The sequence below is a fragment of the Nocardiopsis sp. NPDC055824 genome, from assembly GCF_053616335.1.
This window is the reverse complement of record NZ_JBSHDN010000006.1, coordinates 42974-65951: the sequence shown is the minus strand read 5'-3', so window position 1 is coordinate 65951 and position 22978 is coordinate 42974. Positions and strand designations below refer to the sequence as shown.

Annotated in this window: 8 protein-coding genes; all 8 read left to right on the top strand. The window is 74.3% G+C overall.

Annotated elements, in window-relative coordinates:
- Positions 1-577 precede the first annotated feature (577 nt).
- The 8 genes from ACWGL3_RS03205 to ACWGL3_RS03170 all read left to right on the top strand — a co-directional run bounded on the left by ACWGL3_RS03205 (position 578) and on the right by ACWGL3_RS03170 (position 22977).
- Positions 578-3172, top strand: coding sequence for a non-ribosomal peptide synthetase (locus ACWGL3_RS03205; protein ID WP_452460747.1), 2595 nt, complete (start codon positions 578-580; stop codon positions 3170-3172).
- Complete coding sequence (locus ACWGL3_RS03200) at positions 3169-7758, top strand: SDR family NAD(P)-dependent oxidoreductase (protein ID WP_452460746.1); 4590 nt, start codon at positions 3169-3171, stop codon at positions 7756-7758. Before ACWGL3_RS03205 ends, ACWGL3_RS03200 begins: the two co-directional genes overlap by 4 nt.
- Complete coding sequence (locus tag ACWGL3_RS03195; RefSeq protein WP_452460745.1) at positions 7755-12383, top strand: SDR family NAD(P)-dependent oxidoreductase; 4629 nt, start codon at positions 7755-7757, stop codon at positions 12381-12383. The genes ACWGL3_RS03200 and ACWGL3_RS03195 overlap by 4 nt, the downstream gene beginning before the upstream one ends.
- Positions 12383-17800 (top strand): type I polyketide synthase, encoded by a 5418-nt coding sequence (locus tag ACWGL3_RS03190; RefSeq protein ID WP_267944980.1) that lies wholly within the window; start codon positions 12383-12385, stop codon positions 17798-17800. Before ACWGL3_RS03195 ends, ACWGL3_RS03190 begins: the two co-directional genes overlap by 1 nt.
- A gap of 46 nt (positions 17801-17846) precedes the next feature.
- Positions 17847-18698, top strand: a complete 852-nt coding sequence (locus ACWGL3_RS03185; protein WP_267944981.1) for a 3-hydroxyacyl-CoA dehydrogenase family protein — start codon at positions 17847-17849, stop codon at positions 18696-18698.
- Between the two features lie 32 nt (positions 18699-18730).
- A complete protein-coding gene (locus ACWGL3_RS03180; protein WP_267944982.1) occupies positions 18731-18982 on the top strand; it encodes an acyl carrier protein in 252 nt (83 codons plus the stop codon).
- Positions 18983-19052: 70 nt separating this feature from the next.
- Complete coding sequence (locus tag ACWGL3_RS03175; RefSeq protein WP_452460744.1) at positions 19053-20294, top strand: hypothetical protein; 1242 nt, start codon at positions 19053-19055, stop codon at positions 20292-20294.
- Between the two features lies 1 nt (position 20295).
- The gene (locus ACWGL3_RS03170) at positions 20296-22977 is read left to right on the top strand and encodes a condensation domain-containing protein (RefSeq protein WP_452460743.1); all 2682 of its coding nucleotides are present in this window, start codon (positions 20296-20298) and stop codon (positions 22975-22977) included.
- Position 22978: the final 1 nt, after the last annotated feature.

Genomic DNA, 22978 nt, shown 5'->3' with positions numbered 1-22978 from the left:
GTCGGTGATGATAGCGCACGGCACACCGGCCGGGAATCCCCGACTGCCGATGAATCGGCTGTTCACAGAGGCTTCCGCTCCACCAGGGAAACCGTTACTATGCGCCAGGGATCACCGGTCCGCGGTGGTGCGCGAGAACCTCGAACCCGTTGTGCCATTGCGCCGCACAACGACGTTCTGGTATCTCGTTCCATACGGTCTGATGTTTCGCTGCGCCCGGGTTGCGAGTGGGCCGACAATGCCACGGCGAGGGGAGTGGGATGGGTTTCGTGAGTGCTCTCCACGTAGTCCGACCACGCTTCCGATTACCCTCGGGAACCGTTTCCCCGAATACAGAACGGGCTGCGCGATGACGACGGCGCACCGGAATGCGGATACCGCGGTCCCGAGGAGCGGGAATCCGGACTGATACAGGGTTCCGCCACGGAGGAACCCCCTCCCCGGGCCGCGCGGTCCCCGCAACCGTGTCCTGGAACGCGAAAAAGGAGACACCCCCGCCCCCGGGCACGGACCCCCTGTCCCACCCCCGGCCGACGTGATCCGCGTGCCCAGCCCCCGACGTCCGCAAGGCGGCCCCATGACGCTTCCCCCCGCCCCGTCGACCAGTCCGCCCGAGACCGCGGGCGCCACCGAGCCGCTTCCCCCGGCCGTGCTGCCCTGGGACCGGCCCGCGCCCGCGCGGCGCGAGCTGAGAGCGGGCTCCGTGGCGTTCGAGGTGCCCGCACCGGACGCCGCCGGGCTGCGGGCGCTGGCCGGAGAGGCCGGCGGCGGACCCGAGGCCGCGGCCCTCGCCCTCTACCTCGTCCTGCTGCACCGCTACGGCGGCCCGCGGGACCTCGTGGTCGCCGTCCCCGGCCCCTCCGGCGGCACGCTGCTGACACGGACCCGGGTCACCGGCGCGGAGAGCTTCCGCGAACTGGTCGACCGCGCCGGGCAGAGCCTGCGCCGGGCGGAGGAGGACGGCCGCCACCACCAGCAGGGCGCGACCGCGCTGCCCTGGCCGGGTTTCGGCCTCACCCGCTCCGACGGCCCCCCTGAGACCGGCGGCAGTCCCGAACCGGTCCGCACGACCCGCTGCGACCTGGACGTGCGGCTGACCGACCACGGCGACCGGTTGGCCGGCCGGGTCGTCTACGCCGCGGACGTGTTCGACGAGGCGACCGCGCGGCGGGCCTGCGGACACCTGCTCCGGCTCCTGGAGGGCGTGACCGGCTCACCAGGCCGGGCCGTCCGCGACCTGCCCGTGCTCACCGCGGAGGAGGAGCGCCTCACCGCCGAGCTCAACAGCACCGCGACCGCCGTCCCCGCACAGCCCTTCCACGAGCTGTTCGAGGCCCAGGCCCGGCGCACCCCCGACGCGGTCGCGGTGCGCACCCCCGAGGCCGCGCTCACCTACAGCGAGCTCGACCGGCGCGCCAACCAGCTCTCCCACCTGCTGCGCGAACAGGGCGTGGAAGCCGAGACGACGGTGGGGCTGTGCTCGGAACGGGGCGCCAGGCTGGTGGTGGCCGTCCTGGGCATCCTCAAGGCCGGCGGCGCCTACGTTCCGCTGGAGCCCGCCGACCCGGCCGAACGCAGGGCCGCGATCCTCGCCGACGCGGCGGTGCGGACCGTGGTGACCACCGACCCCGCCCTCTCCTTCGGACCGGGCCGCGGCGTCGTCGAGCTGGACCGCGACTGGTCCGTGCTCCGGGGCCGCCCCGACGACAGGCCCGCCGAGGGGTCCTGCGGCCTCGACACGGCCGCGTACCTGCTCTACACGTCCGGTTCCACCGGCAGGCCCAAGGGCGTGGTGATCGAGCACCGCCAGCTGCTGAGCTACACCTTCGCCGTCATCGACAGGTTCGGCCTGCGCGAACCGCTCAGCTTCGCGATGGTGCAGCCGCTGACGGTGGACTCCAGCGTCACCGCCCTCGTGCCTCCCCTGTGCACCGGCGGGCAGGTGCACCTGATCCCGCGGGAGACCGCCCTGGACGCGGACCGGCTCGCGGACTGGGTCCGGGACCGGGGCGTGGACTGCCTGAAGATCGCCCCCTCCCACCTGCGGGCGCTGCAGTCCTCCCCGCGCTTCGCGGAGCTCCTGCCGCGCCGCCTGCTCATCGTGGGGGGAGAGCCCTCCGACTGGCGGTGGCTGCGCGGGATCCAGCGCTCGGTCCCCCACTGCCGCGTCTACAACCACTACGGGCCCACCGAGACGACCGTCGGCGTCCTCGCCCTCGCCGTCGGCGACCACCTGCGGGCGGAGTGGGACACCGCGCCCATCGGCGTGCCCCTCCCCAACACCCGCGCCCACGTGGTGGACGCGGCCGGGCAGCAGGTGCCCACGGGCGTCTCGGGCGAACTCCTCATCGGCGGCGCCAACCTCGCCCGGGGCTACCACGACAGGGCCGACCTCACCCGGGAGGCTTTCGTCCCCGACACCCTCGGCCCACGGGCGGGCGAGCGGCTCTACCGCACCGGCGACATCGTGCGGCGCCTGCCCGACGGCACCATCGCCTTCCTCGGGCGCCGCGACGACCAGATCAAGGTGCGCGGCTTCCGCGTCGAACTGGGCGAGATCGACTCCGCACTGAAGTCCCACCCCCAGGTCCGCAACGCCACCACCGTCGTCCGCGACGACCTCGCGGGCGGCCGCGGGATCGTGGCCTACGTCGAACCGCACTCCCCCGCCTCGTTCGACCGGGCCGACCTGGAACGACACCTCGGGGAGCGGATCCCCCCGCACATGGTCCCACAGGCGGTGGTGCCCATGGAGCGCCTGCCGCTGTCCGAGCACGGCAAGGTCGCCCGCTCGGCCCTGCCCCCGGTGCCCGCGCCGACGACGGCCGCCTCCGCCCCCCTGCCGCCGTCGAACGGGCTGGAACGCCTGGTCGCGGACGCGTGGCGGGAGCTGCTCGGGGTGGAGGAGGTGGGAATGGAACAGAACTTCTTCGACCTGGGCGGGCACTCGCTGCTCCTGGTCGAGCTCCAGCACCGCCTGCGGGCCGGGACCGGCCGCGACATCGACCTCCTCGGCCTGTTCCAGCACACGACCGTGCGCGCGCAGGCCGCGTTCCTCGCCTCCGGGGAGCCGGAACAGCCGCCCCCGCCGGAAGCGGCACGGGGGGCGCAGCAGAACGCGCTGCTGCGCCGCCGCCAACAGCAGCTACGAGCGAAGCGAGGCCGGGCATGAACCAGCCGGGACCCGACACGGGCGACGAGCACGACGACAGCCTCGACATCGCGGTCGTCGGCATGGCCGGACGCTTCCCGGGGGCCCGCGACGTCGGGGAGTTCTGGAACAACCTCAAGGCCGGGGTGTGCTCGGACACCCGCTTCTCCGACGAGGAGCTGGCCGCGCGGGGCGTGCCCGCGGACGTGCGCGGCCACGAGGACTTCGTCGCCGCCGGCTACCTGCTGGAGGACTCCGAGAGGTTCGACGCCGCCTTCTTCGGCTACTCTCCCCGCGAGGCCGAGATCATGGACCCGCAGCACCGGGTGCTGCTGGAGTGCGCCTGGTCGGCCCTGGAGAGCTCCGGGCACGCCCCCGACCGCTTCGACGGACCGATCGGCGTCTACGCGGGCGCGGGCAACAACACCTACCTGCTGTTCAACGTCGCCACCCAGCCCGACGCCGAGCGGCTCCTGGGCGACAAGCAGACGGTGATCGGCAACCGCTCCGACTTCGTCAGCAGCCGGATCTCCTACAAGCTCGGCCTGCGGGGCCCCAGCGTCAACGTGCAGTCGGCCTGCTCGACCTCGCTGGTCGCGGTCGCCGAGGCCTGCCAGTCGCTGCTGGCCTTCCAGTGCGACATGGCCCTGGCCGGCGGAGTGGCCGTCGACGCCACGCGCCGCGACGGCTACCTCTTCCGCCAGGACGGCATCCTGTCCCCCGACGGCTACTGCCGCACCTTCGACGCGCGGGCCCGGGGCACCGTCGGCGGCGAGGGCGCGGGCATGGTCGTCCTCAAGCGGCTGGGCGACGCGCTCGCCGACGACGACCACATCCACGCCGTCATCAAGGGCACGGCGCTCAACAACGACGGCTCGCGCCGGGCCGGGTTCAGCGCACCCGGAGCGGCGACCCAGGCCGAGGTGATCGCCACCGCGCTGGCCAACGCGGACGTCGACCCCGGCAGCATCGGCTACGTCGAGCTGCACGGGACCGCGACCAACCTCGGGGACCCGATCGAGTTCTCCGCGCTCACCTCCGCCTTCGCCGGACTCCCGGCGCACGGGTGCGCCCTGGGCTCGGTCAAGAGCAACATCGGCCACCTGGACTCCGCGGCCGGGGTGGCCGGGCTGATCAAGACGGTGCTCGCGGTGGAGCACGGGCAGATCCCGCCCAGCCTGCACTTCGAGGAGCCCAACCCGCGGCTGGGCATGGACGGGAGCCCCTTCTACGTCAACACGCGGCTGCGCGACTGGCCCCAGGGGGACGGGCCCCGGCGCGCCGGGGTGAGCTCCTTCGGCCTGGGCGGCACCAACGCGCACGTCGTCCTCGAACAGGCCCCGCCCCGCCCCCGGCCCGAGGAGCCGTCGGAACCCGGCCGGGAGGAGCTGCTGGTGCTCTCCGCCCGCAGCCCCGAGGCGCTCGAGAGCGCCACCGACCGGCTCCAGGAGCACCTCCGCGCCCACCCGGACACCGACCTGCACGACATGGCGTTCACCCTCCGGCAGCGCAAGGCCTTCCCCCACCGCCGCATGGTGGTGTGCTCCAGCACCGAGGAGGCGCTCGGCGCCCTCGACGCCCGCGACGACGGGCGCCTGCTGTCCGCCCTGGCCCCGGAGACCGCCCACCGGCCGGTGGGGTTCGTGTTCACGGGCTTCGGCTCGCAGTACCCGGGCATGGCACGGGGCCTGTACGCCCGGGAGGCCGTGTTCAAGGAAGCCGTGGACGAGTGCGCGGCGCTGCTGGAGCCGCTGCTCGGCCAGGACGTGCGCGAGCACATGTTCGCCGGCGACGACGCCGCGGCCCCGCCCTCCCCGGACTTCCGGCGCATGCTGGAGCAGCCCGCGCGCGGCCGGGCCCCCGTCGACCGGCCGCTCCTCGGGTACCCGGCCGTGTTCGCCCTCGAGTACGCGCTGGTCCGGCTGTGGGACTCCTGGGGCGTGGCCCCCGAGGCGATGATCGGCCACAGCCTGGGCGAGTACGTGGCGGCCTGCGCGGCCGGGGTGTTCTCCCTGCCCGACGCGCTGCGCCTGGTGGTGGAGCGCGCACGCCTGATCGAGCAGCAGCCCGAGGGCGCGATGCTCGCCGTCCCCCTCTCCGAGGAGGCGGCCCAGCGCCACACCGGCGACGAGGTCGGGCTGGCGGCCGTCAACGGGCCGCGGAACTGCGTGCTCTCGGGCACGGTCGAGGGCATCGAGAAGGCCGCCGCCGACCTGGAGCAGGCGGGCACCCCCGGCCGCCGGCTGAACACGCGCTTCGCCTTCCACTCTCCGGCGATGGACGCGGTGGTCGAACCGTACGCGCGGCTGGTGCGCTCGGTGGAGCTGCACCCGCCCGAGCGGCCCTTCGTGTCCAACACGACCGGGACGTGGATCACCGGCGAGCAGGCGGTCGACCCGGACTACTGGGCACGGCACATGCGCCGGACCGTGCGCTTCTCGGACGGGCTGCGGACGCTGTGGTCCGTGCCGGACATCGTGGTCGCCGAGCTCGGCCCCGCCCCCACCCTGACCCCGGACGTCCTGCAGCACCCCGCCGCGGCGGCCACCGACCGGGTCGTCGTGCCCTCCCTGCCGAACACCTTCCTCGGCGGCAGCGACCGGGCCGCGATGCTCGGAGCGGCGGGCCGGCTCTGGCTCGCCGGACGCGAGCTCCCCTCCCCTCCGCGCGGGTCCGCCAGGCGTGTGCCCCTGCCCGCCTACCCCTTCGAGCGCCGCCGCTACTGGCTGGAACCGGGTCGGCGGGACGGCCTGCGCGACAGGTCGGTGCAGGAGCGCGTCGGATCGCCGGACGACTGGTTCCACGCCCCCTCCTGGCGGCGGCTGCCCCCCGCCCCCGCGGCGGACGCCGGGCGCCTGGCCGCACAGCGGTGGCTGGTCTTCGCCGACGACACGGGACTGGGCGCGGCGCTCGCCGAGCGGCTCGCGCACACGGGCGCCGCGGTGCGCACCGTGCGGGCGGGCGACGGGTGGAGCCGCGACCGTGAGGACTCCTACGTCCTGGACCCCGCGCGGCCCGAGCACTTCACCCGGCTGGCCGAGTCGCTGCGCGCCGAGGGGGCGGTGCCCGAGCGGGTGGTCCACTGCTGGAGCGTCGGCGCCGACGCCGGACGGGCCGCCGACCCCGCACAGGTCCAGGACCTGCTCGACCGCGCCTTCACCAGCCTGGTCCACTGGACGCAGGCGTGCGCGGACGAGCTCATGGCCGGGCCGCAGCGCTGGGACGTGGTCTCCAGCGAGGTACACCCGGTGCTCGGCGACGAACCGCTCTGCCCGCCCAAGGCCGCGGTCCAGGGCATCTGCAAGGTGGCCGTCCAGGAGTACCCGTCGTTGGAGTGCGTCCACCTGGACGTGCGGACGGACGGCCCCGCCGGACCGCCCGAGCTCGTGGACCGCCTGCTGGACCACCTGGCCCACCCCCCGCAGGAGCCCGTCCTCGCGCTGCGCGGAAGGCACCTGTGGGCCCAGGGCTACGAACCGGTCGAACTCCGGGGCGGCACGGCCCCACCGGTCCGGAGGGACGGCGTCTACCTGGTCACCGGCGGCCTGGGGAAGATCGGCCTGCTCATGGCCGGGGCGCTCGCCGAACAGGAGCGGGTGCGCCTGGTCCTGCTCGGGCGCAGGGGCCTGCCGCCCCGCGAGGAGTGGGACGACCCTGCGCTGCCCGGGCCCACCGCGTCGGCCGTCCGGGCGGTGCGCGGGATCGAGGAGCTCGGATCGACGGTGACGGTGGTCGCGGCCGACGTCGGCGACCTCGCGGCCGTGCGCGCGGTCCAGGAGCGGGTGTCCCGTGAGCTGGGTCCGGTCAACGGGATCCTGCACTGCGCCGGGACCACCGGGCAGGACGCGCACCGCACCATCACGGAGCTGGGGCCGCAGGAGTGCGCGTGGCACTTCGGCCCCAAGCTGCACGGCGCCCGGGTCCTGCACGAGGTGTTCGCCGGGCGGCGCCTGGACTTCGCGGTCATCAGCTCCTCGGTCGCCTCGATCCTGGGCGGGCTCGGTTTCGCCGCCTACGCCGCCGCCAACGCCGCCCTGGACGCCTTCGCCCAGCGGCACCACGGCCCGGAGCAGCCGTGGACCAGCGTGAACTGGGAGGCATGGCTGTTCGCCCGGGAGGAGGGGCGGGCGCGCACCGACCTCGGCGCCGCCGTGCGCGAACTGGCGCTGGCCCCGGAGGAGGGCCGCCGGGTCTTCGACCGGCTGCTGCGCTCCGCGCCCCTGCCCCAGGTCGCCGTCTCCACCGGGGACCTGGCCGCCCGCGTGCGGCTGTGGGCGGACCCGGTCGCCGACGCGCCGGCCCCGGTCCGCCTGCACGAGCGGCCCCAGCTGCGCAACCCCTATGTCGCCCCGGCCGGCGCCACGGAGGAGCGGATCGCGCGGATCTGGCAGGAGCTCCTCGGCGTCGAGTCCGTGGGCGTGCACGACAACTTCTTCGAGCTGGGCGGCAGCTCCCTCCTCGGCCTGCAGGTCGTGCACCGGCTGCGCCAGGAGCTCGCCGTGGCGGTCCCGCTGACCATCGTCTACGAGGGCCCCACCGTGCGCACCCTCGGCGAGCTCGTCGACGGCCGCGGCGAGCTCGTCGACGGCCGCGGGGAGGAGCGGTGACGGCCGCGGGCGGGGGCGGGGGTGGACGGCGCGGGGGCGTCGCCGTCGTCGGGATGGCCGGGCGCTTCCCGGGGGCAGCGGACCTGTCCGCGTTCTGGTCGAACCTGCGCGAGGGCGTGGAGTCGATCGGGCGGCTGAGCGAGGAGGAGCTGGAGGCGGCCGGGGTTCCCGGCGAGGAGTCCGGCAAGCCGGACTACGTCAGGGCCGTGCCGAGGTTCGAGGGCGCGGACGAGTTCGACGCGGAGTTCTTCGGCTACACCGCCCGCGAGGCGCAGGTGATGGACCCGCAGCACCGGCTGTTCCTGGAGACGTCCTGGCAGGCGCTGGAGGACGCCGGTTACGACGCGGCCCGCCACGACGGCGCGATCGGGGTGTTCGGCGGCGCGGGGGCCAACCGGTACCTGGCCCACGTGCACTCGCACCGGCGCCTCGTGGACACCCTGGGCCGGACGCAGGTCCTCGTCGGCAACGAGCTGGGGTTCCTCTCCACACGGGTGTCCTACAAGCTGGACCTGAAGGGGCCGAGCCTGTCCCTGCGGACCGCGTGCTCGACGGCGCTGGTGGCGGTGCACACCGCCTGCCGGAGCCTGCTCGACGGCGAGTGCGACATGGCGCTCTCCGGCGGCGTGCACGTGGACCCGGGGCTCAACACCGGCTACGTGCACCAGGAGGGGTCGTTCCTGTCCCCGGACGGGCACGTGCGCCCCTTCGACGCCGACGCCCGCGGCACGGTGTTCGGCACGGGCGTGGGCGTGGTGGTGCTCAAACGGCTGGAGGACGCGCTCGCCGACCGCGACACGGTCCACGCCGTCATCCGCGGATCGGCGGTCAACAACGACGGGGCGGTCAAGGTCGGCTTCACCGCGCCCAGCGTGAGCGGCCAGGCCGCGGTGGTCGCGGCGGCCCTGGCCCGCGCCGGCCTGGACCCGGGCGGGGTCGACTACGTGGAGGCCCACGGGACCGGGACGGCGCTGGGGGACCCGATCGAGGTGCAGGCGCTGGCGCGCTCCTACACCACCGACCGGCGCGTCCGCCTGGGCACGGTCAAGGGCAACGTCGGCCACCTGGACGCCGCCGCCGGCATCGCCGGGCTGCTCAAGACGGTGCTGGCGCTGGAGCACGGGGAGCTGCCGCCCACGCTCAACCACCGCACGCCCAACCCCGACATCGACTTCGCGGCCACTCCGTTCGACGTCGTCACCGAGCTGACGCCCTGGCCGCGCGGGGACCGCCCCCGGCGCGCGGGCGTCAGCGCGTTCGGCTTCGGCGGCACCAACGCCCACCTGGTCCTGGAGGAGGCCCCTCCGCCGCCCGCACGCCCCGCGAGCGGCCGCGGCGCAGGTCTCATCACCCTGTCGGCGCGCACGCCCGAGGCGCTGGAGGACCTCACCGACCGCATGGCCGCCCACCTGCGCCGACATGATCCCGACCTCACCGACGCCGGGTACACCCTGGCCGTCGGACGCCGCGAGTTCCCCCACCGGCGCACCGTCACCGGCCCCGACACCGGTGCCGTCGCCGCCGCTCTGGAGACACGCGACCCCGCGGCCGCGCACAGCGCGCGGGTCCTCCGCGACGACCCCCCTGTCGTGTTCCTGTTCAGCGGCCAGGGGTCCCAGCACCCGCGCATGGCCCACGGCCTCTACCGGGAGGAGCCCCACTTCCGCGCCACCGTCGACGAGTGCGCCCGGATCCTGCACCCGCTGCTCGGCGCCGACATCCGCGACCTGCTCCTCACCGACCAGGACACCGCCCGCCTGGACCGGACCCGCTGGACCCAGACCGCCCTGTTCGTCCTGGAGTACGCCCTGGCCCGGCTCTGGCTGCACTGGGGCATCACCCCCGCGGGGATGCTCGGCCACAGCCTCGGCGAATGGACCGCCGCCACCCTCGCCGGCGTCTTCACCCTGCCCGACGCCCTGCGCCTGGTCGCCCTCCGGGGACGCCTCATGCAGGACCAGGCCCCCGGAGCCATGCTCAACACCATGGCCGACCGCGAAGCCGTGCAGGCGGTCCTCCCGCCCTCACTGTCCCTGGCCGCGCACAACGGCCCCCGGGACTGCGTGGTCTCCGGCCCGAGGGAGGCGCTCGACGCCTTCGCGCAGACCGCCCGCGAACACGGGTGGAGCACGCAGGACGTGGCCACGTCACACGCGTTCCACTCCGAGCTCATGGCGCCGATGGTCGAGGAGTTCACCGCAGCCGTGGCCGCCGTCCAACGGCGCCCCCCGGTGATCCCCTTCGTCTCCAACGTCACCGGCGACTGGATCACCCCCGAACAGGCCCAGGATCCCGGGTACTGGGGACAGCACATCCTGGCCACCGTCGAGTTCGCCGCCGGGGTCCTCACCGCCGCACACGGCCCGCACACCACCCTGCTGGAGGTCGGCCCCGGCCAGACCCTGCGCAGCCTCGCCCGGCGCATCACGGCGGACGCCGGGGTCCCCGCGGCCGCGCTCCACTCGCTGCCGCACAGGCGCGACCCCCGCACCGCCCTCCAGACCCTGCACCAGACCCTCGGGCAGCTCTGGCTCCACGGCACCACACCCGACTGGGACGCCTACTACAACGACCGGGACCCCGGCCGCATCCCCCTGCCCACCCACCCCTTCCACCGCAGGAAGCACTGGCTGGACAAGGTCGAGCCGACCGCGCAGCAGGAGTACGGGGCGGAGGACGGCTTCCCCCGCCGACACGAGAACACCGCGGACTGGTTCCACGTCCCGTCCTGGCAGCGCGCCCCGCTGCCCCTGCGCACCGCCCCCGACCACAGCCGGCACTGGATGGTGCTCACCGACGGCCTGGGCGTGGGAGGGGCGCTCGCGCGACGGCTGCGCGAGGGCGGCGCCAGGGTCACCGAGGTGGCCGCCTCCGACGCCTGGACGGACGACGGCGACGGCCGGTTCACCGTCGATCCGGCCTCGGGCGCCGACCACGACCGGCTCCTGGCCGCCCTCGCCGACGGCCCGGACGGCGTGCCCACCCGCATCGTCCACTGCTGGAGCGTGACCGCGCCCGTGCGTGCGGACCGGAGCGACCCGGACACGGCTCTGCGGCTCGGCTTCGAGAGCCTGGTCCGCCTCACCACGTCCCTGTCCCGCCACGCCGACGGGGAGCCGCGCCGATTCTGGGTGCTCAGCAACGGGCTGCACTGCGTCACCGGCGACGAGGTCCTCGACCCGGCCAAGGCCGCCCTGCTCGGCCCCTGCCGGGTCATGTCCCGCGAGCTGCCGGACACGGCCTGCCGCAGCGTCGACATCGACTGCGGGCCTGCGCCCGACCCGCGGCTGGTCGACCGGCTGGCGGCGGAGCTGGCGAGCGAGCCCGCCCCCGGCACGGAGACCGTCGCCCACCGCGGCCCCCACCGCTGGGCGCAGCACTTCCTCCCCCACCCCCTGCCCCCGGCCCGCACGGTTCCGGGCGCGCGCAGGGACCGCGTCCACCTCATCACGGGCGGCACCGGCGGCCTGGGCCTGGCGCTGGCCGAGCACCTGGCGTCCGACGGGGCCCGCATCGTCCTGACCTCGCGTACCGGCCTCCCGCCCGCCGAGGAGTGGGGGGCCTGGCTCGACGCGGGCACGGGCGACCGCCGGACCACCGAGATCGTGCACCGCCTCAAACGGCTCCGGGACCGCGGCGCGCAGCTGCTCGTCGTCCGCGCCGACGTCACCGACCGGGACGCGATGCGCGCGGTCGTGGACGAGGCCGTCCGGCGCTGGGGCGGCGTCCACACCGTCTTCCACGCCGCCGGGCTGGCGGGCGGGGGCCTCATCCAGCTCAAGGACCTGCGCGAGGCCGCCGAGGTCCTGCGGCCCAAGGTCCGGGGCACGCTCGTCCTGGAGGAGGTCCTGGCCGGCCAGGACCTGGACCACCTGGTGCTGTTCGGCTCCAACGGCGCCAACATCGGCAGCGCCGGGCAGGTGGACTACTGCGCCGCGAACTGCTTCCTGGACGCCTTCGCACAGGACCGCGGCCGGCGGAGCCGGGTGGTCGCCATCGACTGGGGCGCCTGGAAGGACGTCGGCATGTCCGTCACCACGGCCCTGCCCTCCTCCGTGGAGCACAGCCGGCGCCTGCGCGTGGAACGGCTCGGCATGAGCGCACTCGAAGGACTGCGCGCGCTCGACACGGTCCTCGCGCACTCGGGCGAGCCGCAGGTCGTGGTCTCGCCCGCCGACCTGTCGGCGCTGTTCGCCGAGGCCCTGGCGGCGCGGCCCGCGACCGCACCGGTCCGGGACCCGGCGGCCGTTCCGAACGGGGCCGCCTCCGGACCGGCGGCTCCGGGGCCCGGCGCGGAGGCGGTGATCCGCGAGGTGTGGCAGGACCTGCTGGGCGTCGAGCGGGTCGGCGCCCAGGACAGCTTCTTCGACCTGGGCGGGGACTCCCTGATCGCCATCCAGCTGGTCGGCGCCGTCAACGCCCGGCTGGGCAGCAGGGTGACGCTGGGCGACCTCTACGAGGGGCTGACCGTCGCCCACCTGGCCGGGGTCGCCGCGCCGCCGGAGCCTGCCCGGGGCGGCGACGGCCCGCAGGACGGCACGGACGACGCGCTACGGGAACGCAGAGAGAACGCGCAGAAGCGGCGCCGGCACCAGCAGCGGCGCCGCAAGGCAAGGGGGCAGTGATGGCCGACGCGGCCGAGCCGGGGTCCGAGGACCTCCCGGAGCACGAGGGTGTCGCCATCGTCGGGATGGCCGGGCGCTTCCCGGGGGCAGCGGACCTGTCCGCGTTCTGGTCGAACCTGCGCGAGGGCGTGGAGTCGATCGGGCGACTGAGCGAGGAGGAGCTGGAGGCCGCCGGGGTGGACCCCGCGGTGTTCGGGCGCACCGACTACGTGCGGGCCGCGCCGCGCTTCGAGGGGATCGGCGAGTTCGACGCGGAGTTCTTCGGCTACACCGCCCGCGAGGCGAAGATGATGGACCCGCAGCACCGGCTGTACCTGGAGACGTCCTGGCAGGCGCTGGAGGACGCGGGCTACGACGCGGCCCGCCACGACGGCCGGATCGGGGTCTTCGGGGGCGCCAGCACGACGGCCTACCTCGACAACCTCATGGGCAACCTGGAGCAGGGCGAGAGGATCAAGGGGGAGAACGTCGGCCTCGCCTTCGAGCTGGCCTTCCTCACCAGCCGGGTCTCCTACAAGCTGGGCCTGCGCGGCCCGAGCTTCCCCGTCCAGACCGCCTGCTCCAGTGCGCTGGTGGCGGTGCACACCGCGTGCCAGAGCCTGCTCAACTTCGAGTGCGACATGGCCCTGTCCGGCGCGGTCTCCTACAAGGTCCCCGAGAACACCGGCTACGTGCACCAGGAGGGGTCGTTCCTGTCCCCGGACGGGCACGTGCGCCCCTTCGACGCCGACGCCCGCGGCACGGTGTTCGGCTCCGGTGTGGGCGTGGTGGTGCTCAAACGGCTGGAGGACGCGCTCGCCGACCGCGACACGGTCCACGCCGTCATCCGCGGATCGGCGGTCAACAACGACGGGGCGGTCAAGGCGAGCTTCACGGCGCCGACGGCGTCCGGCCAGGCGGAGGTGGTCACCGAGGCCCTGGCCGCGGCCGACGCCGATCCCGGGAGCATCGGCTACGTGGAGGCGCACGGCAGCGGGACCCTGATCGGCGACTCGATCGAGGTGCAGGCGCTGGCGCGGGCGCTGGACACCGACCGCCGCATCGGCCTGGGCACGGTCAAGGGCAACGTCGGCCACCTGGACGCCGCCGCCGGCATCGCCGGGCTGCTCAAGACGACGCTCGCCCTGGAGCACGGGGAACTGCCGCCCACGCTCAACCACCGCACGCCCAACCCCGACATCGACTTCGCCTCCACCCCCTTCCGGGTCATCACCGAGCTGACGCCCTGGCCCCGCGGCGAGCACCCCCGGCGGGCGGGCGTCAGCGCGTTCGGCTTCGGCGGCACCAACGCCCACCTCGTCCTCGAGGAGGCGCCCCCGGAGGAGCCCGGGGAACCGGCCGGCGCGGCCCCGCGCGGTACCGCGCTGCTGACCCTGTCGGCGCGCACCCCCGAGGCTCTGGAGGACCTCACCGACCGCATGGCCGCCCACCTGCGCCGACATGATCCCGACCTCACCGACGCCGGGTACACCCTCGCGGTCGGACGCCGCGAGTTCCCCCACCGGCGCACCGTCACCGGCCCCGACACCGGTGCTATCGCCACCGCCCTGGAGACACGCGACCCGGCCCACACCCACACGGCCCACACCGCACACGGGAGCACCCCGCTGGTCTTCCTGTTCAGCGGCCAGGGGTCCCAGCACCCGCGCATGGCCCACGGCCTCTACCGGGAGGAGCCGCACTTCCGCGCCACCGTCGACGAGTGCGCCCGGATCCTGCACCCCCTGCTCGACGCCGACATCCGCGACCTCCTCCTCACCACCCCCGACCCCGCACAGCTGGACCGGACCCGCTGGACCCAGCCCGCCCTGTTCGTCCTGGAGTACGCCCTGGCCCGGCTCTGGCTCCACTGGGGCGCCGCCCCCACCGGCATGCTCGGCCACAGCCTCGGCGAATGGACCGCCGCCACCCTCGCCGGGGTCTTCACCCTGCCCGACGCCCTGCGCCTGGTCGCCCTGCGCGGACGCCTCATGCAGGACCAGGCCCCCGGAGCCATGCTCAACACCATGGCCGACCGGGACGAGGTGGAGAAGGCCCTGGGCCCCGGGCTCTCCCTCGCCGCGCACAACGGTCCCCGGGACTGCGTGGTCTCCGGCCCGAGGGAGGCGCTCGACGCCTTCGCGCAGACCGCCCGCGAACACGGGTGGCCCACCCAGCCCCTGACGACCTCCCACGCCTTCCACTCCGAGCTCATGGCCCCGATGGTCGAGGAGTTCACCGCGGCCGTGGCCGCCGCCGAACGGCGCCCCCCGGCCCTGCCCTTCGTCTCCAACCTCACCGGCGACTGGATCACCCCCGAACAGGCCCAGGACCCCCGCTACTGGGGACGGCACATCCTGGCCACCGTCGAGTTCGCCGCCGGGGTCCTCACCGCAGCCGCCTCACCCCACACCACCCTGCTCGAGGTCGGCCCCGGCCAGACCCTGCGCAGCCTCGCCCGGCGCGTCCTGAACGGGCACGAGCACCCGGCGACGACCCTGAACAGCCTGCCCCACAAGCGCGACCCCCGCACCGCCGTCCAGACCCTGCACCAGACCCTCGGACAGCTCTGGCTCCACGGCACCACACCCGACTGGGACGCCTACCACGCCGACCGCAACCCCCGCCGCATCCCCCTGCCCACCCACCCCTTCCACCGCAGGAAGCACTGGCTCGAGAAAGCGGAGCCCCAGGCGGCCGAGGTGCGGGGCAGCGGCCCGCACCCGCTGCTCGACCGGGAGCTGCTGCGCTCGATGGGGCAGTCGGTCTTCGCCACCGAGTTCGCCACGGAGCGGCACTGGGTGCTGTCCGAGCACATGATGTCCGGCGAGGCGATCGTCCCGGGCACCACCTACCTGGAGATGGCCCGCGCGGCGGCCACCCTCCACCTGGGACGCCCCGTCACGCGGATCCGGGACGTGACGTTCCTCGTCCCACTGCTCGTCCAGGAGAATGCCCCCCGCACGGTCCACACCACCGTCCGGGAGACCGGACAGGACGAGGCCGAGTTCACCGTCGCCAGCCTCTCCCCGCACGGCGGGCACTGGACCGAGCACGTCCGCGGGACCGTCGGTGTCCGCGCGCTCGACGCACCGCCCGTCCAGGACACGGCCGCGCTGCACGAGCTGTGCTCCCTGGAGACCGTGGACGTCGGCGCCCGCCAGGACGGGCACCGGGTCATGGAGTTCGGCGAACGGTGGACGGGCAGCCTGCGCACCGTGCGGGTCGGCGTCCGCGCCGCCCTGGGCCGCCTCGACATGCCCGAGCGGTACCGGCCGGAGTGCGGGGACCACGCCCTGCACCCCGCACTGCTCGACCTGGCCACGGGTTTCAGCGGGCTCGCCCTGCGGGACGGGGCCGGGCAGCAGGACGGCCCGGACCCGGCCGCGGACTTCTTCCTCCCCGTCGGCTACGACGAGCTGCTCGTCCACGCGCCCGTCCCCGCCACCGGCCTGAGCCTGGTCCGCACGCGCCCGGAGGCCGACAACGCCGAGGTCCGCAGGGCCGACGTCCTGATCTGCGACGACGACGGAACCACCTGCGTGGAGATCCGCGGCTTCACCGCCAAGCGCGTGGCCGACCCCCGGCGGACCGTCGCACGGCTGCGCCCGCACACGCGCCACCACGCGCTGCGCTGGCGGCGCGCGACCGAAGCCCTGGAGCCCCGCGACGCACCGGGTTCGGTCCTGGTCGTCTCCGAGCGCGCGGGCCGGGGCAGCGCCCTGGCCGCGGAACTGCGCTCCCGGGGCGTGCACGTGTCCGAGGCGGAGCTCACCGGCGCCCGGAGCGCCCCGGGCGGCGGCGTCCACGGAGTCGAACCGACCCCCGACGGGTTCGACAGGCTGCTGGACGCCCTCCGGGAGAGGCCGCCGGAGGAGGTCGTGCACGTGGCCGCCCCGGCGGACGGCCCCTGCGACGGCCCCGCGGAGCTCGCGGACCGCCTCGACCACGGCGTGCACAGCATCTTCCACCTGGTGCGCCGCCTGTGGGAGCGCGGCGGCGTCCCCGGCCGGTTCAGCGTCGTGGCGCCCCGCGTGGCCAGGGTGACCGGCCGGGAGGAGGCCACCGCCCCCGTGCACGCGACCCTCTTCGGCCTGGCGAAGGTCATCGGCATGGAGAGCGAGGGGACCGAGGTCCTGTGCGTCGACACCGACGGGGACACCGGCCCCGGGCCCGTCTGCGACCTCCTGCTCGCCCGGCGCACCCCCACCGTCGTCGCCCTGCGCGCGGGAGTGCGCCACGTCGCCGAACTCGTCCCGGTCGACCTGCGCGACACCCCTGCGCAGGACCCCCTCCCCGAGAACGGGGTCCACGTCATCACCGGCGGCCTGGGCGGCCTGGGCCTGGCCACCGCGCGCCACCTGAGCCGTACCGTGCCCGGGGTGCGCCTGGCCCTGGTCAACCGCACCGGGCTCCCCCCGCGCGAGGAGTGGGACGGCGTCCCGGCCGACGACACCCGGCTCCTGGACCGGATCCGGGCCGTGCGCGAGCTGGAGGAGCACGGGGCCCGGGTCCGCAGCTACAGCGGCGACGTCGCCGACCCGGAGCGGATGGCCGAGATCGTGCGGCTCGTCCGGCAGGAGCAGGGGCCGATCTCCTGCGTGCTGCACGCCGCGGGGATCGCGGGCGACGGCTTCCTCTTCCGCAAGGACGAGCGGACCTTCCGGCGCACCCTGGCCCCCAAGGTGCTCGGCGCCGCGGTGCTCGACCTGGTCACCCGGGACGACCCGCCCGCGTGCATGGTGCTCTTCGGATCGACGGTGTCGGTCTTCGGAGCCGCCGGGCAGTCCGACTACACGGCCGCCAACAGCTACCTCGGCCACTTCGCCGAGGAGCGCGCCGCGCGGGGCCTGCGCACGGTCACGGTCGACTGGAGCGACTGGAGCGAGACCGGGATGGCCTTCGACCACGGGGTCGAGGAGGACCGGGGCTTCTTCCGGTCCCTGACCACCGCCGACGCGCTGAGCAGCTTCGAGGAGGTCATGGCCCACGCCCGCGGCAACGTCATCGTGGGCGAGGTCAACTACGCGCGCCTGGGCGGGCCCGGCGCGGGGGGCCTGGACGAGCTGCTGCGGCGCGCGCCCTTCGTGCTCTCCCCGCCCGTGCGGACCGCCCTGGCCGCGGCGCGCGGCGCCGCCCGCCGGGAGGGGGCGCCGCAGGCCCCCGCCGCGGGCGCCACCCTGTTCGGCAGGCAGGACGGCGCCTACACCGACACCGAACGGGCCCTCGGCGACATCTGGGCGCGCGAGCTCGACCTGACCGACGTCAACGTCCACGACAGCTCCTTCGCCCTGGGCGTCGACTCGCTGTCCGCGCTGCGGATCGCCCAGAGCATCCAGAAGTCCCTCGACGTCAGGGTGTCGATGGTCGACCTGTTCCGCTTCACCACGGTCGCGGACCTGGCCGCCCACCTCGACGGCGAGGACGACCAGGACTGAACCACATCCCTGCTCCCCCATCCCGAACCAGGAAAGGCGGTACCGCGTGAGTGTGCGCACCGTGGGCGTGATCGGCGCCGGCACCATCGGGCGCGGCGTGGCCCAGGCCTTCGCCGAGGCGTCGTTCGACGTGGTCCTCGTCGACGTCTCCCAGGCACAGATCGACAGCGCGATCAGCCAGATCGGGCGCGACCTGCTCGTCAACGGCATGCTGAGCGGCCGGACCCCGTCGGAGCCCCCCGAGGACGTGCTGGCACGCATCCGGACCGGCACCGGGCTCGCGCCGATGGCGGAGGCCGACTTCGTCGTGGAGAACGTGACGGAGGACTGGGACGTCAAACGCGGGGTCTACGAGGAGATCGACTCCCTGTGCCGCCCCGGCGTGGTCTTCGGCGTCAACACCTCGGCCGTGCCCATCACCCGGGTGGGGTCGGTGACCGGACGCGCTCCCGAGATCCTCGGACTGCACTTCATGAACCCCGTGCCGCTGATGGACACGGTCGAGGTCGTCCAGGGGCACTTCACCTCCGAGCAGACCCTGGACACGGCGCTGGGCCTGCTCAAGGACCTCGGCAAGGAGGGGATCGTCGTCCAGGACGCCCCCGGCTTCATCACCAACCGCGTCCTGATGCTGACGATCAACGAGGCGATCTTCTGCGTGCAGGAGGGGATCGCCTCGGCCGAGGACGTCGACAAGATGTTCCGCGGCTGCTTCGGCCACAAGATGGGGCCGCTGGAGACCGGCGACCTCATCGGCCTCGACACGATCCTCAACTCGATCACCGTCCTGCACGACAGCTTCCGCGACAGCAAGTACCGCCCGGCCCCGCTCCTGCAGAAGATGGTCGACGCCGGCCTGCTCGGCCGCAAGAGCGGCCAGGGCTTCCACACCTACTGACCCCCTTCCGACCCCCGACAGGAGACACGGACATGACGACCGAGAACGCACGAGAGCGCATCCACACGTTCCTGCGCGAGCACACCGGCGGGCAGCCGCTGGCCGACACCGACGACTTCTTCGCCCTGGGCTACGTCAACTCCCTGTTCGCGATGCAGCTCGCCGCCTTCGTCGAGAAGGAGTTCGCGCTGACGCTCGGCCCGGACGACATGGACTTCGACAACTTCCGCACGGTGAACGGGCTCGTCCGCCTGGCCACGTCCAGGACGAGCGCGCAGAGCTGACTCCGACGCGCACCGGTACCCCCGCCCCCGCGCGTCCTCCCCGCTTCCGAACGGCGAGTAAGGCACCCCCGTGAACCACACGCACCGCAACGACCAGCCGCCGGCCCCGGCCCGCGGCGGCCCCACACGCGTCGCCCTGCACACCCCCGTCCCCGGGGCGCTGGGGCCGGAGATCGAGAGGCGGCTGTACTTCGTGTCCCCGCGGATCTCCGGTTTCGCGCTGGTCGGGGACGGCGACACGGTGACGGCGGTGGACCTGACCACCCGCGCGCCCTGCGAGGAGGAGGGGCTGGAGGCCAAGGTCAACCGGATGGTCGACAACGACGTGCGCCCGCAGATGCCGACCCGGCCCAAGTCCGTGTGGACCTCGCCGCACGAGCGCGCCGCGGACGGCGACACGTTCGAGCGCCTGGCCGCGGCCGGAGCGGTCGCCGAGGTCGGCGAGGGCCAGGTCGCCGTCGGCGAACCCCTGCTGTCCCTGTTCGCCTACTTCGACCGCGCGGTCCTGGGGATCCTGGCGCAGGACCACTCCGCACGCGAGTTCCGGTACCCGACGCTGATCAGGACCTCGACCCTGGAGAGGGCCGGGTACTTCACGTCCTTCCCCCAGCACCTGATGTTCGTCACGCGGCTGCACAACGACATCGACGTCTACCGGTCCTTCCAGGAGTCCTACCCCCGGACGGGCATCGGCCCCTCGGTGCTGCAGTCGTGCGGGAACGTGGACTACTGCCTGCCGCCGACCATGTGCTACCACACCTTCGCCCAGTACGGCGGGCGGGCGCTGGAGGGCGAGGGCCTGCACGTGGTCACCTCCCGCGGCAAGTCCTTCCGGTTCGAGGCGGGCTACTCCACCACCCTGGAACGGCTCTGGGACTTCACCATCCGGGAGATCGTCTTCCTCGGGTCGCGCGAGGACGTCGCCCGGGCGCGGGAGCGCTACATGCGCAAGGTCTTCGCCTTCCTCGAGGAGCTCGGCCTGAGCGGCTGGTGCGAGGTGGGCAACGACCCCTTCTTCAGCGGCTCCGACACCTCCGCGCGGATCTGGTCGCAGCGCCTGCAAGAGCTCAAGTACGAGCTGCGGCTCCCCGTCGGCCCCGACCGCAGCATCGCGGTCGGCTCGTTCAACTTCCACGACGACCTGTTCGGCCGCGCGTTCGACATCACCCGCGGGGAGGGGCCCGCCCACAGCGGGTGCGTCGGGTTCGGCCTGGAACGGCTCGTGTTCGCCTTCCTGAGCCAGTTCGGGACCGACGAGCAGGACTGGCCGGACCCGGTCCGTACGGGCGTGCGCGCCGCGGGCGGGATCTGAGATGGGCGCCACCGGCACCGGCGGTGCCCGACCGCCCCGCGACCGGGTGCAGGACCTCCTCTGCTCCCTGTTCTCCCAGGTCCTCGGGGTGGAGTCGGTCTCCGTGAACGACTCCTTCCTCGACCTGGGCGGGCACTCGCTCCTGGCCACCAGGCTGACGACGCGCATCCGGGCCGTCCTGGGCGTGGACCTCCCCGTGCGCGCGGTCTTCGACGCCCCCACCGTCGCCGAGCTCGCCGAGCGGCTGGGAGAGGCCGGCCAGGACCCGCGCCCGCCGCTGGGCCCGGCCGAGCGGCCCGAGGAGATCCCGCTCTCGTACACGCAGCGGCGGCTGTGGTTCCTCAACCGCCTGCACGGCGGCGCGGGCAACTACAACATGCCCATGGCCTACCGGCTGCGCGGCGAGCTGGACGTCGCGGCGCTGCGCCGGGCGCTGGAGGACCTGGTGGCCCGCCACGAGAGCCTGCGCACCGCCTACCCGGACTGGGACGGGCGGCCCCAGCAGATCGTGCTCGACCCCGGGGAGGCCCCGGTCGGCCTGGAGGTCGACCGCGTCCGCGAGGAGGACCTCGCCCGGATCCTGACCGCGGAGTCCGGCCACCTCTTCGACCTGACGGCGCAGACCCCGCTGCGCGCCCGGCTGCTGCGCCTGGGCGAACGCGAGCACGTGCTGCTGCTGGTGGTGCACCACATCGCCTGCGACGGCTGGTCGCTGGCGCCGCTGGTCCGCGACATCGGCGCCGCCTACTCCGCCCGCAGGGCCGGCGCGGAACCGCCCTGGCCCGACCTCGCGGTCCAGTACGTCGACTACACCCTGTGGCACCGCGAGCTGCTCGGCTCACCGCAGGACCCGCAGAGCCCGCTGAACCGGCAGACCCGCTTCTGGTGCGAGGAGCTGGAGGGGCTGTCCGACCGGCTGGAGATCGACGCGACCGGCCCCCGGCCGGCGGTGCCCTCGCACCGGGGCGGCCGGGTCCCCGCCCGCGTCCCCGCCCGCACCCACCGCGCACTGCAGGAACTGGCGCGCTCCACCGGCACCAGCGTGTTCATGGTGGTGCAGGCGACGCTGGCCGCGCTGCTGACGCGCAGGGGCGCCGGCACGGACATCGCCATCGGCACCCCGACCGCGGGCCGCACCGACGAGACGCTGGACGACCTGGTCGGCTTCTTCGTCAACACGCTCGTCCTGCGCAACCGGACCGACGGCGACCCGACCTTCCGCGAACTGCTCTCCCAGACGCACGGCAGGTGCCTGGCCGCCTTCGCCCACCAGGACGTGCCCTTCGACCACCTGGTGCAGGCGCTCGCCCCGCAGCGCTCCCCCGCCTGGCACCCGCTCATCCAGGTCATGCTCGCCTTCCAGAACACTGCCGCCGCCGACCTGGAACTGCCCGGGCTGACGGTGGAGCGCGAACCCGTGGAGGAGGGGATCACCCGCTTCGACCTGCGCTTCGAGCTGATCGAGGACTTCACCGACGACAGGACCCCCGCTGGGGTGGACACCAGCCTCACCTACGCCCGCGACCTGTACACCCACCAGGACGCAGAGAAGCTCACACAGGACTTCCTGGACCTGCTGGAGGCCGCGGCCTCCACCCCCGACCTGCGCATCAGCGAGCTGGGCCGCGAGGGCGCCCGGCAGGCCCCGGACACCGGCAGGCCGGCCGCGGCCGTCGCACAGGCGCCGAACGTGGCCTTCGTGTGCTCCCCCTACGGCCAGCAGTGGGCGGGCATGGCACGCGAACTGCTCCGCACCGAACCGGTCTTCCGCTCGGTGCTGCGCGAGTGCGACGCCGAGCTGGCCCGGCACACCGGCTGGTCCCTCCTGGAGGAGCTCCACCTCGACGAACCGCACATCCGGTCCGGGGACGTGGGGGTGATGCAGCCCCTGCTGTGCGCCGTCCAGATCGGCATCGCCGCCTGGCTCGAGGACGCGGGCGTGAGGCCGGGCGCGGTCGCGGGCCACAGCCTCGGCGAGGTCGCCGCCTGCGTCATCGCCGGCGTCCTCGACGTCCCGGACGCCATGCGGCTGATCCACCACTACAGCGACCAGCAGCGCCGCGTCGCCGGCCGCGGCAGCGGCATGGCGGTCTTCGAGCTGTCGGCCGCGGAACTCGTCGCCCACCTGGACGCCCGCGGATCGACGGTGGAGGTGGCCGCCCACAACGGCCCCAGGACCACCGTGCTGGCCGGGGACGGCGCCGAACTGCGGGCCGTCGTCGCCGACTTCCAGGCCCGCGACGTGCTGTGCGCGATGGTCCGCGTCGACCTGCCCGCGCACAGCCCGGCCATCGGCCCGGTCATGGACGACCTCGAACGGGCCGTGGGAGAGCTCCGCCCCCGGCCGGGACGGCTCCCCATGATCTCCTCGGTCACCGGGCGGGAACTGGAGTGGCAGGAGGCCACCGCGGCCTACTTCGCACGCAACCTGCGGCACACCGTCCTGCTGGCGGAGGCGACCGAGCTGCTCCTGGCCGAGCACGACGTCCTGGTCGAGATCAGCGCACACCCCGTCCTGGCCCCCGCACTGGAACAGAGCGTGCGGGCGCACGGCGGCCGGGCCACCGTCCTGACCACCATGCGTCAGGGCCCCGACGACCGCACCGGCCTCGTCCAGGCCCTGGAGAACCTCGAAAAGCTGGGGGTGCGCGTCCGCCGCGACACCCCTCCCCCGCCGGCCTGAC